Here is a 15,147-nt window from a genome sequence, read left to right on the forward strand (position 1 = left end):
TAACCAGAAGCAATAGATTTTAATAGATCAACGAAGATCGCACCAATAAAATGCGGCAGAAAGAGGGGTCATATGAAATACGAGAGAATACCATATTTGGCACTGGGCTCCAAGCATGAATATGCTGGGACCATCATGCAACCCATTAAAGTCCCCGTGTTTGACTACCCCATCTCCACGCGAGAGAACTTCCGGCGTGTGCTTAGGCACGAGAACCCGCTGTGGGTCCCTACCTCCGCCAACGACTTCAACTACTGCATGGGCGGTGAGCTGACAGGGCTATCCGACCTTCGCTTCGACTTCACCCAGCGTTGTGACTGGACCGACCTGTTCGGTTGCGTGTGGGAATGGATTCCCGAAGCCGGCGGCTCTATGCTGAAGCCGGACCGCGCCCCCGTCTTGGGCGACATTACCGAGTGGGAGAAAAAGATCGTCTGGCCGGACCTGAACGAGGCGCGCATCAAGACCTGCTGCGAGAATTACATGAGCCGGCCCTACTACCACCCTGAGAAGATGAACTACTACGATTTCGGTCAGGGCTGTACAGAGCGCCTTGTCGCCGTCCTGGGCGGTTATACGGAGGCTATGCTGGCCCTCGCCGAGGAGCCGGACGCCTGCCGCGAGTTCATGGCGGAGTTGTCCCGCTTTCACTGCAAGATGCTGGAAAGGATCGCCAAGTATTTCCCCACCGACATGATCATGTATCACGACGACTGGGGAACGGAGCGCGACTCCTTCTTCAGCGAGAGAATGATGGATGAGATCGTCTACGAGCCCTCTGAGATCATCTTCGGGCATGTCAGGGATAGCGGTATCGCCATGCTCTTCCACACCTGCGGCTGCGTCAAGAGGTTTTTGCCCTACATGGTCACCCTTGGCCCCGATTTCCTGCAACTCCAGCTTCGCGCCAACGACGTCAGGGCATACAAAGAGCAGTACGGTGACAAGCTGGGCTTCGACCTGCCGATGATAGGGGAGAGCAGCGAAGCACTCATTCAATATATCGACCAGGGCGTAAGTGACCTCGGGAAGAATGGCGGCATGTTCTCAACGGTTTTCGGTGGAGACGAGAAAATCCTGTGGGACGGTATGGAAGAGCTATACTGCTATAGCAGAGAGTATTATGAAAAGTGATATCATCCCTGAGATTTTAATACCTATTTCCTATCCCAAATATATGAGACAGAGGAATATTTCAATTTAAACCAGATTCATATATCAGGCGTAAGGGCGCTGCCCGGCGGAAGTTCATCCGTCGGGCAGCGCTTAAAACATTTTTTATATATGAAACCTAAATATTCATAACGGCAAGAGTAGCAGAACCGCATGGATCAACTAAAGATGCTCCGCCGTCTACCATAATCACGTTGCCCGTCATAAACGAGGATTCGTCACTGGCTAAAAATGCAGCGACGCTGGCTACCTCTTCAGGATGGCCGGCGCGCTTCAGCGGTAAAAACCTGGTAAATGCTTCTATACCGCCGTCAACGTCAGTTTTTAATGCCGCGGCTACCCCTGACGTTGCTCTTTCAAGAAGGCCGGTTCTGATAGGGCCGGGGCAAATAGCATTGCTCTAACATTCGATGCGCCAAAATCAAGAGCCGTCGCTTGGGTTAATCCCACAATTCCAGCTTTTGATGCCGAGTATGCCGGCATAGATGGGAAATAGCGTACCGCCGCAAGAGAGGCGATATTAATAATGGAGCCGCCGCCGATGTTCACCATATGCGGAATAGCCGCTTTCATAGTGTAAAAGGTGCCTGTCAAATTTACTTCTATCGTTTTTTTCCACCAATCAATGCTTAAGCAATCCCCAAGCGTTGGCGCATGCCAAGTGAATACTTTCCAACATGCTTTTTGTCACCGGCGGAAAGGCCAACTATTTGCATAGACTCTTTAAATACTCTCAGCCAGAGGGGAAGAAGATCGAGGGCGCGGCGTAGGCAATTAGAATGAATAATTCGCTGCACTGCAATGCTTTCAAGTACAGTATTCGGGGGGATGCGTCATTATGACAAGCCCCCCCCCGCGCGAATCGCTGCTCTAACTGCCTTCATGCTATACAAACCTCATTAATTTCATGAATAGGTATAAAACATCAGAACAACGCGTCGAGCCAATAGGCCCGGCGCGTTTTGTATTTATTACATCACTATGACTGTATTCCTGATTTTCTTCACTTCGTATAGTGCCATGTCCGCTAATTTTGATAAGCCATTGGTTTTTACGCATTGATATGTCGTGGAAATCCCGATGCTGATCGTCATACTAATAATATTTTGCAAAAGCTGAAAATAAATATTAATAATATTAGAATCCACTTGACAAGAAAAGACTACAGGCGTAGACTTTATATAAAGATTACATGAGTAGACTTTATGGGAGGATACGATGAACGAGCTTGCCGGTAAAATCCAGGATTCCGAGCTTGAGGTAATGCGTGTGCTTTGGGAAGCGGGGGACGCCCTGCCGCTCATTGACATACGCCGTGTGCTTTCCGCCCGATGCGGGTGGGAGGATTCCACGATAAAGACGCTTCTTTACAGGCTGCAGGCAAAGGGCATCGTCGCGCTGGAAAGACGTGGAGTCTACAGCGCGGTGGTGACTGAGGAAGAATACAATCAGTGGTCTACAAAGACGTTCGTAAACAAGATATTTGCCGGCAGTGCGAAAAAGCTGGTGGCGTCGCTCTTGTCCGGCGGGCAGCTTGACGAAAAGGACATTGCGGAGCTTTCTGCGATGTTTAACGCGGGTGACGAGCATGAGTAGTGCGGTGATTACGATTCTGTCTCTTTCTGTGTCCGGCTCCCTATTGGCGCTCATCTTGCTGGCGGGTAAGCCCCTCCTTAAAAACGGGGTGTCTAAAACTTTCTCTTATTACATCTGGATTTTGGTGATGCTGCGCCTTGCTTTGCCTGTTGCCGCGCCTGTAAACGCCATGGGGACTCTATTTAACATTGAGCAGCCAGGCATGAACAGCGCGCCCACCGAACAGACCTATATTCCAGCGGGAATTGAAACTGACCGGATCGGTGCGCCGTCAAATGCACAGTCCGTTTTACCGGAACAGGAAAATAACGAAGCAGCCCATTTGCAAAAGTCCGTAGTTACGCAGTGGCCGCTTAACCTTTGGAACTTTATCAAGAATAACCTGCTTTGGATATGGTTGCTGGGCGCGGCTGCCAGCCTGGGCTGGTTCATTACGGCATATCTGTGTTTTTCGCTGCGCATGCGGCGATCCTGTGTCACGCCGCACAGCGATGACCTTGCGGTGTTTGAACAGATGCACGGCGGTCGGCAAGTTACTATGGCTTGCAGCAGTCTTGCTTCCACCCCCGTGCTGATCGGTGTTTATCATCCGATTATCGTACTTCCCCAGCTTGCCTATGTCCGAAACGGCATGGGTGAAGAATTGAAATACATACTGCGCCATGAGCTGACCCATTACAGGCGAAAAGACGTACTGTATAAATGGCTGGCCGCAGCGGTGACGTCGCTGCATTGGTTTAATCCTTTGATGCTGCTGATCCGCAGGCAAATAGACCGGGCCTGCGAACTCTCCTGTGATGAGGCGGTCATAAGCGGAATGTCCGCATATGAAAAACAATCCTACGGAAATACCCTGCTTGCACTCTCAGCAAGCAGGAAGCTTTCGGCAGGCGCCCTTGCCACAACCTTATGTGAAGATAAGAAAGAACTGAAAGAAAGGCTGATCAGCATTATGAAATATAAAAAGAAATCCACATGGGCAGTTGCGCTGACACTTATTTTGGCGCTTCTGCTCACTGGCTGTGCCGTTGCTTTAGGTGCTGCGAACAGCACAGGCAGTCAAGACTGGATGAATGCTGAATTGTCCCTTAACGAAAATGGCGAGCCGCTTGTGCGCTATCATGAGCAAGACGAATGGGTAAAGCTTGGGGAACCGATTGCCGCACCAAAAGAATGGTCATCCGATTCGGAAATCGAGTCCCGGCAGGAGGCAAAGGCGCTTTCCTACTCCCCACAGACCCATATGGCAATGGTATCGGCCAATGACGGCTGGTTGGCTGCCACGTATGGCAATGGTGTAGCCAATGCGGACACTTATATTTACCGTACCCATGACGGTGGCAAGACATGGAGTGAGACAACACAAATTAAGGAAGCTATGTGGTATCCCAACCAAGTCATCTTTTTAGACAATCAACATGCTATTATTGCTATTGGGTTATTTGTAGATGCCCCTATTTTTCAAACTTCTGATGGAGGTATGACTTGGACTCAAATTAAATTGCCCTTAGACGCCGGGGCATGGGAGGCGCAATTAATGTCCGTGGAGCAAAATGTTATTACGCTGACAGTGGCAGACAGAACTTCAAACAATGACGGAATGATGGAAACTTTGTCTTCGGAGGATGGCGGGACGACATGGCAACGGGAAGGGCCTGCGGTATCGACTGACAGCGATAAACCGGCAATTTTTGAAACTGTAAATGACCAATTAAATGCTGATGTTGAATTTACCAACGGATGGAGAAGTGCATTGGTTGAACCTGATGAAAATGGCGGGAAGTATATAATAGTGCAAGTCGGTTCATTGAAAAGTGACCCGGAACAAGGGGTTGCGGTTGTATGCCATCAAAACAAAGGCAGCGAGCAATATGTAATTGATGACCAATTTTTGACTCCGAGCAAACGCGGCGCAATTAAAATTGAAAGCCTTGGCGCTAAGGACTTTAATATGTCAGTAGCAGCCGAGGATGGTTATAAATGGATATTTGATGTATATAACGGTTTTCAGGCAGGTGCCAACACGGAGCCCGACAGACAGCCTGTAAGCACGGCTGCTATATCAAATTTAGATTGGGTATGGCCCGTGGAGGGATATGACACTATTACCTCGACATTTGGTAAGCGCGTCCATCCTATCACTGGTACAACTGAATTCCGAGATCATATAGATATCGCCGGAAATGGGGTTGAGGGAGCCGCAGTTTATGCAGCTCTTTCGGGAACCGTTTCTAAAGCCGAGTTCGACGATGAGCAGGGCAATTACATCGTAATCAGCCATGATAACGGTATTGAGACGATCTATCGGCACCTCGATGAGCTGAAGGTTTCTGCGGGAGATACCGTTGCCTCCGGCGACACGATAGGCACGGTCGGTTCGACCGGTAAAGTTACAGGAGTTTGCCTCACGTTCGCTGTCTATGTGGATGGAACAGCAGTTAATCCGTTGGATTATTTTAAAATAAGGCCCTAAACATATTCTATCGCCCCGGTTATCCGGGGCGATTTAAACATATGCGAAATTAGGCCACACCCAAACGTGTTGCCACTTGTTCCAGTGGCGCCGGTATCCAGTATCATCTTTCGCTGCTTTTTTGTCATAAAGCCGCTGGTACCGTGAGTACCGTCGGGCAGAATGTCAAAACCGCGCTTGTCCCTGACAAACCTGGATCCGGAAAAGCGGGTATATCCTTTTTTAGTGATTAGGCAAATAATGAGGACACGGACCGCAGTGGTGGTTAACCCAAAGGGCGTGAAGGGCTTGATCAGATTCAGGAGAGGGCTCCAGACCCGGATGCTCTTGATCACTTCGCCGTTTCTGTTGAAAGTGGAGTGGATGCCAAGATCCAGTGAGTTAAGAAAAAGGCCATAGGCGTACCACGCAAGCAGCACCCAGGTCCTTCTTAAGGATGAGGTCGGCAGTTCGAATCTGCCTAGATGCTCCAAGACAAATCGGCAAATTTCGGCAGGAGATTTGCCGATTTATTTCTATACTTTTATTTGTATTTGCTTTTTATTTGCTATAATAAGGATGATCTATTGCACACATTCCAAGAACCGGGGATTTGAGGTGAGAATATGGAGAAATTTGAATACAAGACGCTGTTTACCGATGCCAAAGGAGTATTCGGCGGCAGGGTTGACCAGAGCACGTTCCAAAATGAATTAAATGAATTAGGTTTGCAGGGATGGGAGTTAGTAAGCACTGTTGCTGCCGCCCAGAGCTATGGCCGCACAAGATGGATCATTTCAATACTTAAACGCAAACTGCAGTAATCAACTCACAGCATGAGCCTAATCGACTTGAAGCCAAAAATCTTTTTTCCACGACTATTCCAAAAAAAACTCTGTAGTTTCGACGGCTGCGGAGTTTTTTGCGTGACGAGACTCCAGCTCATATAGATGAAAAAAGTCGATTTTTGGGCGGCGCGCAATGAATGGCGGCCGGCGCCGATACACACTTTGTCTTGCGTTCTTAAATTTTACTTTAGATTTGTGAAAAGAAACAATTAGGCGATTGTAATGCGGAAATTAATAGTATATAATTGTGGGCAGCCAAAAACAAAAGGAGGATAACTTATGCTGACAGCAAAGCAAAATATGAGGGAAGCCATCAAAGGCGGGAACCCGGACAGATTTGTCAACCAGTTTGAGGCCATTTATTTTCTGTTTCATCCATTTATGATGCACTCTCCTTCTCCGACAAAGGGTCAGGAGAACGTCGTCAACGCCTGGGGCGTGACGAACTCTTTCCCGGCGAATGTCCCCGGCGCTTTCCCGGTGCACACACCGGACAAGATCGTCGTCAAGGACATTGAGCATTGGCAGGACTATGTCCACGCGCCTTCCCTGAAGTTTTCGAACGAAGAGTGGGCACAATGGAAAGCGCAGTACGACGCTGTTGACGGCACGCAGGCCTATAAGGCCCCGTTCATTGCGCCGGGCCTTTTCGAGCAGTCGCATCATCTGTGCGGGATGACCAACGCGCTGGAGTACTACGCGCTGTATCCGGACGAAATGCACGATCTTATCGAATATCTCACCGACTGGGAGCTGGAGCTGGCGGAGGGCATCTGCGCCAACCTGCATCCCGACGCCATCTTCCATCACGACGACTGGGGCAGCGAGAAGAGCACCTTCCTGCGGCCTGAGATGTTCGCCGAGTTCTTCCTGGAGCCCTACAAGAAGATTTATGGTTACTACCATGACCATGGCGTAGAGCTTATATTCCATCACTCCGACAGCTATTGCGCCACGCTTATCCCGTATATGATCGAAATGGGCATCGATGTCTGGCAGGGCTGCATGGAGTCAAACAACGTCCCCGAGCTTGTTAAAAAGTACGGCGGCAAGATCGCCTTTATGGGCGGCATTGACAACAAGTCCATGGATTTCCCCGGCTGGACGAAGGAAGACTGCGCCAAGGCTACCCGGAAAGCCTGCGACGCGTGCGGCAGCAAGTACTTTATTCCCTGCATTACCCAGGGGGGACCCGGCTCCGTTTTCCCGGGCGCTTATGCGGCCCTGTGCGAGGAGATCGACAAGTACAGCGAGGAAGTCTTCGGCGTCAAGGCCGACCAGATCAAGCGTCTGCCCTGGCAGATCCTGTTCTAAGCGCATATTAAATTACGATATACGGTAATTTTCAAAAGCCCTGCGGTTATTTTAACTGCAGGGTCTTCTTTTGCCTTGGCGCGGCAGCGGTTGACGGATGCGAGCTGAGGCGGTAAAATTAAAGGACAGGTAAAAGGAGAGTTGTATGGGAAAGTTCACATCGTCATATGACATGCTGGAGAACCTTGGCATTATAAAGCGCAAAGCGCTTTCCGAGGACGAGTGGAAGGCCGTGCAGGAAATGGACGAGCTGCCGGATAATATTTACTATACGTTGAAATACGATGGAGCGGCAGACATATCCAAAAATCGGGAATACTGGCGCAGGGACATCCCGGACGATGAGGAAATACAGCTTAAGCTCGCCGTACTTAACGCCTGTAATATCAGGACGATCAAAAGTCTGGCCGTTTTTTTCGCGGTCCTCGCCGTCATAGGCATTTTGTTTATGCTATTTACCGTTATGCACTGACGGCTGTCGATAAAGCCTTGCGGGCTTTATCCGACACAAGGCTGCATGCAGCGCGCTCAGCCGCGCACAGCATGAGAAGAGCCACGCAGGAGGCGCATGTCTTCCTGCGTGACAATTTGGCATTTATTTGTCGCTCCGGCGGCAAACTCTGCGAGGCTTTGCCCTCTATACGCAGTTTTTTTGACAGGCTGAAAAATCCCGAAACCAACGGTTTCGGGATTTTTTATCGAGAGCATTCAAAATTATATATGCCGTTGTTCGAATAAAAGCTTGAGGTGCCTTTAAAGAGCAGCCTGGAGATGAGCTCGCCCAGCTCCTGCGTTGATTCGATCATGCCGTCCTCGAGCCATTTTTGCACCAGGCGCAGGGCGCCCGATATGATAAAGCATTGCAGATAATCCGACGTCCTGGGGCTGAGCGCCTGATAATTGCGAATGTCGGAAATCGCCTTTTGCTGCGCGATTTCCATGATGTCCCTCTTGAAATTCGAGTCGCCGTTTTCGCTCAGCAGGACCTTGAAGAGATCGGCGTCCTTGGCGATGTAGTCGAGTATCTGCTTCAGGGTCTGCGTCGTTTCCTCGGAGTGCTCGCTGAGGTCGTGCTTGTCGACGTATTCCCGGAGGTCGCGCACGGCGTCTTGCTCGACCTTTTGCAGCAAATCGTACTGGTCGGCATAGTGAGCGTAAAAGGTGCTGCGGTTGATATCGGCGGCGTTACACAGCATTTTTACCGATATCCTGGAAATGGGGTGCTCCTGCATGATCCGGACGAGGCTTTCTTTGAGCAGCAGCGTTGTGTACCGGACCCGCCGGTCAATTTTGTCGGCTTTCATCGTGCATACCTCTGGGGGAATGTTAATTTTTTATTAAATACCAACATTCGGAGCTGATAGTGTAGTTCATAACACATTCTCCGCGAAAATGCCGGTTGTAATACAACACGATGTAAATTATACTTCACTTCTGATGATAAATCAACATAGTGTTGCGCAACTCGCAATTCATGTCGATTCGGAAGGAGAAAACGCAGGGGAATGAAAAGGATCATCAAGGGCCGTTGGGCCATATTCGCGGTGTGGCTGGTGGTGACAGTGCTGCTGTCGGTTTTTCAGCCGGATATCAATGTCATATTGCAGCAGAGAGGTCAATCGCCGCTGAACGATGACAGCCCGTCTGTTATCGCCTCGTCCATCCTGAAAAAGATGGAGGCGACCAATGGGACCGATAATCTGGTTGTTTTTTACAACCAGGACAAAATTTCAGACGATGAGATGAAAAGCATCGGCGAGGCCGTCCAGGCGATGAAGGACAGCAGTACCGAGCTTGGCATCGACAAGATCATCGACCCGTTCGGCACGCCGGAGGCCAAGAGCTCGCTCATATCCTCAGACGGCACGACGCTCATGGTGAGCTTCAAGCTGGATAAAGGCGCCCGGGATATTAACGACATCAAAAACGCGTTTGAGGAAAAGCTTCAAAACGCCGGCGTCGAGCATTATCTGACGGGGGAGGACTTCATCACCGGGGATTATCTGGAAGCCTCCATCGCCGGCGTTGAGAAAAGCGCGGTCCTTACGGTTCTGTTTATTCTTGTCATTCTGATCATCATGTTCAGGTCCGTCGTCACGCCGCTGGTGTCGCTGCTGACGGTGGCTGTCGCGTATTTGACCTCCATGGGCATTACGGCGCAGCTGATCGACAGGGCGGGCTTCCCGGTGACGACCCTGACGCAGGTTTTGATGATCCTCATTCTTTTCGGTATCGGAACCGACTATAACATCCTGCTCTTTAACAGATTCAAGGAAGAGCTGTCGCATGGCCTGTCCGTTGACGACGCCATTATCCGTACATACAAAACGGCCGGCAAGACAATCGCTTTCAGTATACTGACCGTGCTCATTGCGTTTTTCAGCCTGATTTTCTCGGAGTCGCCAATTTATAAATCGGCGATTTCCGTCGTCATCGGCGGCGCGATGCTGCTTTTGGAAATCGTGACCCTGACGCCGTTTGTGATGAAGCAGCTGGGCCCCAGGATTTTCTGGCCTTCAAAAAATGCAAACGGCCACAAGGAAAGCAGAATCTGGGGCGGGATCACTGCGTTTTCCACAAAGCGCGCCGTTGTTTCGGTTTTGCTGACGGTTGCGGTCATCGGCGTGTCGGTGGTTTTCTACCAGCAGAAGCTGAACTTTGACCAGGTCGGCGAGCTGGGCGACGCGTATCCGGCGTCCAAAGGCTTTAACATTGTGGCGGAGCATTTCGGAAAAGGCCAGGCCATGCCGTCGACGCTGGTGATCGAAAGCGGCAGCGCGCTTGACAATAACGACGCTTTATCCGTTATTGATAAGGTCACGGAAAAAATCAAAGCGATCGACGGGGTGGAGCAGGTGTCCTCCGTGACCCAGCCCGAGGGCAAGCAGATTGACGACCTTTATATCAGCAGCCAGATGACGTCCGTGTCGGACGGCTTGTCGCAGATGCAGGATGGTCTGAATCAGCTCGGCGACGGCTTCGGCGGGGCGGAGGCGCAGCTCGGCGGGGCGGATTTTTCACAGGTCGGCGATATGGCGGCGGGAACGGCGCAGCTGCACGACGCCGTCACGGCGCTGGCCGGCGGGCTCAGCCAGCTCCAGGCCGGTCTGGACGGGAGCGCGTCCGATGCGCAAACGCTCAGCGGCGGCCTCAAGGCCATCGAAACGAACCTGTCCCAAATGAGCGGGGGCCTTAAGACACTGGCGGACAACTACAGCGCCATGCAGTCCGGCTATCTCGAAATGGGCAAAAATTATCAGAGCGCGGCCGGCGCCCTGCTCGGCATAAAGTCGGCGCTGTCGCAGATGCAGGGCATGGCGGCGGCACTGGGGGAAAGTGTCCCAAGCGTCAAAGGCGACGCCAATTACCAGGGGATGAAGGCCTCCATCGATACGCTGCTGTCGTCGCTGGGCAATATGACGCCGGAGGGCATGGAAGCCCTCAACTCAAATTACAATGCCGTCACCGCCGGCTTCAATGAGGCCAACACGAATCTTGCGGCCATGAGCGCCGGCCTGTCGCAGCTGGCGGCCGGTCTGAAAAGCGTCGAAAGCGGCCTGGGCCAGGCGTCCGACGGCATCGGGACGATCGTTACGAATATGAACAAGGTGGCCTCCGGACTGGACCAGATGAAAGCCGGCCAGGAGCAGCTCGCCTCGGGACTTGAGCAGTTCGGCGCGTTCGGCTCCCAGCTGACCCAGGTCGCCGACGCTTTAAAGCAGATTTCGGACGGCCTCGGGCAGAGCAAGGACTTCCTGACCCAGTTCAGCGCCGACAAGACGTTCCATATGCCGGACGAGGCGCTGGCAAGCGCGGACTTCAAGCCGGCCCTCGATACGTTTATGTCGGGCGACAGGACAATAACAAAAATGATCATCGTCCTGAAAGACGACCCCTATTCAAAGGACGCCGTCAACACCATCAAGGAAATCAACGACGCGGTTTCCAGCGGTTTGAAGGGCACGGTCCTCTCCGACGCCGGATACGGTATCTCCGGGCCCAGCTCGACGACCTGCGACATGAACGATATCCTGAGCCGCGATCTCAACAGGATGATTATTATTGTCCTCATCGGCGTGTTCCTGGTGCTGATGCTGGTGATACGGTCCTTCTGGACGTCCGTGATGATCACGCTGTCCCTCGTCGGCGCGTATTTTGCCGCGACCTTTATTTCAAACAGCATTTTCATCGGCCTTTTGCATTACCCGGGCGTGTCCTCTTACGTCCCGTTCTTCTCGTTCATCGTGATCGTGGCGCTGGGGGTGGATTACAGCATATTCCTGATGATGCGCTTCAGGGAGTTCGGGCATATGAAGCCGAAGGAGGCCATCGTTCTGGCATCCAGGCAAATCGGCGGCGTCGTCCTGTCGGCGGCCGTCATCCTCGGGGGCACCTTTGCAACGCTGATGCCTTCCGGTATGCTGCTGCTGACCGAGCTGGCCGTAACGGTCATCACCGGCCTTATCATCCTCTGCTTCATCATGCTGCCCCTGTTCCTGCCGGCGACGATCAGCCTGATGAGCAGGCTGCCGAAGTCAGGCGTGGATACCGAGGATACGGCCCAGGATGCGCGAGTCTGATCTCAGCCAAAGCTTTCGCCCGGATATCTCTCCAATATCGGAGAGATATCCGGGCGTTTTTATGCCGCTGCGGGGCCGCGTCAGTCTTACGGCTTCAGGCACAGGACCCTGAGATCATAGTAGTTGTTCAGCCCGTAGGAGGAGGTGCCGCAGAGCACGCCGCTGCCTTTGATGCCTACGTGGGGGACGTTGGGGCCGCCGGAGGCGTTGTTGACGACGATGACGCCGGACTCGAACCTTTCAAAGCATTTACCGATGACCCGGGCGTCGTGAGTGTACAGATAGGAGCGGAGGCCGTACTCGGTGTCGACAGCGCGGCGGAGCGTATCGTCCAGGTCGGTAAAGCTCGTCACGGCCAGGATCGGCGCGAACTGTTCCTCCTGGAACACGCGCATGCTGTCCGCGCAGTCGGCCAGCAGCGTCGGGGTCAGCCAGTTGCCCTTCTCCCGGCCCTCAGGCACCGTGCCGCCCGCGAGCAGCCTTGCGCCCTTTTTGACGGCGTCGTCGATCATGGCCAGCGCTTTATCGCGCGCCTCCCGGGTGATGATCGGGCCCATGACATTTTCTCCGGGATATTCGTTCATCGCGCCGACTTTCACCTTTTTGACGGCGTCCGCCGTCAATTGAAGGAACCTGTCGTAAACGTCCTTATGTACAAAAACGCGGTTGTAGTTGACGCAGACCTGCCCGGCGTTGGCGTACTTCTGGCTGACGATGGCGTCCACCGCCGCTTCCAGGTCGGCGTCCGGCATGACGATACAGGGGGCGTTGCCGCCCAGCTCCAGAGAGTAGCTTTTCACCGAGGTCGACCCCTGCTGCATGATCTGCTTGCCGGTTTCCGCCGAGCCGATACAGGTGAGCAGGCGCGGAATGGTGCTGGAGTTCAGCTCCTTGCCCAGGACGGAGGACGGGCCGGAAATGATGTTGACGGCGCCTGCCGGGAAACCTATTTTTTCGCAGAGCTCGCCGATAAACAGGGAGGCCAGGGGCGTGTTGACCGACGGCTTGATGATACACGCGCAGCCGGACGCCACCGCCGGCGGCAGCTTGCACATGATGTTGAGCAGCGGGAAGTTCCATGCCAGATGCGCCACCACGACGCCCACAGGCCGCCGCTCCACAATGTTGTAGCCGGCGCCCCGGGGGCCGTACAGATCCTGCAGGGACTGCCCCTGTATGCGCTTGACCTCTTCGGAATAATACTCGATGCACCCAACGCCCATCCAGAAGTCCAGGACGGCCTCCTGATGGGGCTTTCCGGACTCCAGGGAATCCAGCTCGACGATATGGTCCATGTTTTCCAGCATGGCCTCCCGGAGCTTTGCCAGATAGCCCAGGCGAACGGGCAGCGGGAGGCCCCTGAACGTTTTGAACGCCTCTGCCGCCGCTTGCAGCGCCTCCTGCGCCTGCGCCGCGTCCGCGCCGCTGTAGCTGGCAATGAGCGCATCATTTGCAGGGTTGGTCACATCGATTTTTGCGCCGCGGCCTTCCGCCAGCTTGCCGCCGATATATTGTTTGTACATATATATTACCTCCTCATCGACTGAAAAGCTCGGATTCAGTTAACCTCATTATATATATTATCAATGCGCCTGACTAATATCATTTCGGCGGCTCAGGTATTCCGAAATGTCATATCATAGCTTTTTAAAGCTATGATATAATGAATTTAAAGAATTCATTATATCGCGCATGTGGGCGCTGCGCGCTCACACACAGGACGGAGGACGATCGGCATGAATCAGGATTTGAGCGACGTCACGCAGATCAGGGACCTGATCGAGCGGTGGGTCGTGTACAGGGACGCGCTGCTCTGGGACAAGTTCCGCCAAATCTGGCACCCGGAGGGCCGGATGAAGGCCACCTGGTCGGACAGCTCCTTTGAAGAGTTTATCAAGAGGACGGAGGAGGGCGTCAGGCACGGCCTGAACATCCTGCATATTCTGGGCGGCAGCGCCGTGGAGGTCAGCGGCGCCCGGGCGGTGTCGATGACGAAGATGATCATCCTGCAGCGGGCCGAGGTCGAGGGCGTCCTCTGTGACGTATCCAGCTATGCCCGCCATTACGACCTGTGGGAAAAGCGGGACGGGCGCTGGGGCCTTGTCAGACGGGAGACCATCGCGGACAAGGACAGGCTCGACCCGGTGGACGGTACGCAGACGATTGCCCTGGACAGGGAGCTCCTGAACGCGTTTCCCCCGGAATACCAGCATCTGGCCTATCTCCAGACAAAAATCGGCTACGATGTCGATAAGGATGTCCCGCGCCTCTCCGGCGGGAAAGCACTGGATGCTCTGTACCGGCGCGGCGAAAGCTGGCTGAAGGGGACGTAGGGCGGCGCGCGTCTTTTGAGAAATATATACTTGACATATGGGCATATGCACATTATAATCTGTTTTGTGCATATGCTCATATATTTTGGAGGTTGACGATGCCAAGAGGTTTTAAGTGCCGCAGAATCTGCACGGAGCCCGACAACACCATATTCACGCCCGGGAAACCGTGCGGCGGCGCGGTCAACCTTGTTCTGGAGGAGCTGGAGGCCGTCCGCCTCTGCGACCTGGAGGGCCTGGAGCAGGACGAGGCTGCGGAACGAATGAATATATCTAGGGGTACGCTGCAGCGGATTCTGTATGACGCCAGGCGAAAGATTGCCGAGGCCCTGTGCGCCGGCAAAACCATCGTCATCGGCGGCGGAAATTACGAGGTGTCCGGCCGGCCCTGCGGCTGCCCGTACCATTGCAAGAGCTGCCGGTTTGAAGACAGCGACCGCCATCATGAAAAAGGAGAGAGTATCGTATGAAAATCGCCGTGCCAACAGAAAATGACCAGATATTCCAGCATTTCGGGCAGAGCCATTTCTTTACCGTTTATACCGCCGACGGAGGGAACATCACAGGCAAAACGTTCCTGGACGCCGGTGAAAACGGCCATTCCGCCCTGGCAGGCCTTTTGAGCCGTTTGAAAATCGACGTCCTCATCTGCGGCGGCATCGGCGGCGGCGCAAAGGCGATGCTGGCGTCGGAAAACATAGAGCTTGTTTCCGGTATCGACGGCAGCGTCGAGGACGCCGTCAATGCGTATCTGGGCGGCCGGCTCCGTGATACGGGCGCGGTCTGCGACCACCACGAGCACGAGCATACCCATGACTGCAGCTGCCACGACCATTGCCGGTAAGCGGCTT

The 15,147-nt window shown here is 53.3% G+C and carries 13 protein-coding genes and 1 pseudogene; 10 read left to right on the forward strand and 4 right to left on the reverse strand.

Annotated elements, in window-relative coordinates:
* Positions 1–72 precede the first annotated feature (72 nt).
* Positions 73–1,134, forward strand: coding sequence for a uroporphyrinogen decarboxylase family protein (locus BUB60_RS17595; RefSeq protein WP_073082210.1), 1,062 nt, complete (start codon positions 73–75; stop codon positions 1,132–1,134).
* 375 nt (positions 1,135–1,509) lie between these two features.
* Here BUB60_RS17595 and BUB60_RS17605 read toward each other — a convergent pair whose 3' ends face one another.
* Both BUB60_RS17605 and BUB60_RS20685 read right to left on the reverse strand, forming a co-directional pair.
* Positions 1,510–1,800, reverse strand: coding sequence for an SDR family NAD(P)-dependent oxidoreductase (locus BUB60_RS17605; protein WP_084726592.1), 291 nt, complete (start codon positions 1,798–1,800; stop codon positions 1,510–1,512).
* 5 nt (positions 1,801–1,805) lie between these two features.
* Positions 1,806–1,889, reverse strand: a pseudogene (locus tag BUB60_RS20685) (multidrug ABC transporter ATP-binding protein); the annotation flags it as partial.
* 502 nt (positions 1,890–2,391) lie between these two features.
* Here BUB60_RS20685 and BUB60_RS17610 point away from each other — a divergent pair.
* The 5 genes from BUB60_RS17610 to BUB60_RS17635 all read left to right on the forward strand — a co-directional run bounded on the left by BUB60_RS17610 (position 2,392) and on the right by BUB60_RS17635 (position 7,855).
* On the forward strand, positions 2,392–2,769 hold the full coding sequence (locus tag BUB60_RS17610) for a BlaI/MecI/CopY family transcriptional regulator (protein ID WP_073082212.1): 378 nt from the start codon (positions 2,392–2,394) through the stop codon (positions 2,767–2,769).
* The gene (locus BUB60_RS17615) at positions 2,762–5,242 is read left to right on the forward strand and encodes a M56 family metallopeptidase (RefSeq protein WP_073082213.1); all 2,481 of its coding nucleotides are present in this window, start codon (positions 2,762–2,764) and stop codon (positions 5,240–5,242) included. Before BUB60_RS17610 ends, BUB60_RS17615 begins: the two co-directional genes overlap by 8 nt.
* 605 nt (positions 5,243–5,847) lie before the next feature.
* A complete protein-coding gene (locus tag BUB60_RS17625) occupies positions 5,848–6,045 on the forward strand; it encodes a DUF4177 domain-containing protein (protein WP_073082215.1) in 198 nt (65 codons plus the stop codon).
* A 303-nt stretch (positions 6,046–6,348) separates the two neighbouring features.
* Positions 6,349–7,383 carry a uroporphyrinogen decarboxylase family protein gene (locus tag BUB60_RS17630; RefSeq protein ID WP_073082216.1) on the forward strand — a complete coding sequence of 345 codons (1,035 nt, stop codon included), beginning with the start codon at positions 6,349–6,351 and terminating at the stop codon, positions 7,381–7,383.
* 145 nt (positions 7,384–7,528) lie between these two features.
* Positions 7,529–7,855 carry a hypothetical protein gene (locus tag BUB60_RS17635; protein ID WP_073082217.1) on the forward strand — a complete coding sequence of 109 codons (327 nt, stop codon included), beginning with the start codon at positions 7,529–7,531 and terminating at the stop codon, positions 7,853–7,855.
* A gap of 223 nt (positions 7,856–8,078) precedes the next feature.
* On the opposite strand, the gene BUB60_RS17640 is transcribed toward BUB60_RS17635, so the two are convergent.
* Positions 8,079–8,687: a TetR/AcrR family transcriptional regulator gene (locus BUB60_RS17640; RefSeq protein ID WP_073082220.1), complete on the reverse strand. Its 609-nt coding sequence runs from the start codon at positions 8,685–8,687 to the stop codon at positions 8,079–8,081.
* A 201-nt stretch (positions 8,688–8,888) separates the two neighbouring features.
* Between BUB60_RS17640 and BUB60_RS17645 the strand changes: the two genes are divergently transcribed.
* Positions 8,889–11,963, forward strand: a complete 3,075-nt coding sequence (locus BUB60_RS17645; RefSeq protein ID WP_073082223.1) for an MMPL family transporter — start codon at positions 8,889–8,891, stop codon at positions 11,961–11,963.
* Positions 11,964–12,049: 86 nt separating this feature from the next.
* Here BUB60_RS17645 and BUB60_RS17650 read toward each other — a convergent pair whose 3' ends face one another.
* Positions 12,050–13,486 carry an aldehyde dehydrogenase family protein gene (locus BUB60_RS17650; protein WP_073082226.1) on the reverse strand — a complete coding sequence of 479 codons (1,437 nt, stop codon included), beginning with the start codon at positions 13,484–13,486 and terminating at the stop codon, positions 12,050–12,052.
* 213 nt (positions 13,487–13,699) lie between these two features.
* Here BUB60_RS17650 and BUB60_RS17655 point away from each other — a divergent pair, with 213 nt between their 5' ends.
* The 3 genes from BUB60_RS17655 (at position 13,700) to BUB60_RS17665 (ending at position 15,140) form a co-directional block, all read left to right on the forward strand.
* Positions 13,700–14,296: a nuclear transport factor 2 family protein gene (locus tag BUB60_RS17655; RefSeq protein ID WP_073082230.1), complete on the forward strand. Its 597-nt coding sequence runs from the start codon at positions 13,700–13,702 to the stop codon at positions 14,294–14,296.
* A gap of 98 nt (positions 14,297–14,394) precedes the next feature.
* The gene (locus BUB60_RS17660; protein WP_073082233.1) at positions 14,395–14,766 is read left to right on the forward strand and encodes a DUF134 domain-containing protein; all 372 of its coding nucleotides are present in this window, start codon (positions 14,395–14,397) and stop codon (positions 14,764–14,766) included.
* Positions 14,763–15,140 (forward strand): NifB/NifX family molybdenum-iron cluster-binding protein, encoded by a 378-nt coding sequence (locus BUB60_RS17665; RefSeq protein ID WP_073082236.1) that lies wholly within the window; start codon positions 14,763–14,765, stop codon positions 15,138–15,140. The genes BUB60_RS17660 and BUB60_RS17665 overlap by 4 nt, the downstream gene beginning before the upstream one ends.
* Positions 15,141–15,147 lie beyond the last annotated feature (7 nt).

The organism is Sporobacter termitidis DSM 10068 (genome assembly GCF_900130065.1).
Taxonomy (GTDB): Bacteria; Bacillota; Clostridia; order Oscillospirales; family Oscillospiraceae; genus Sporobacter; species Sporobacter termitidis.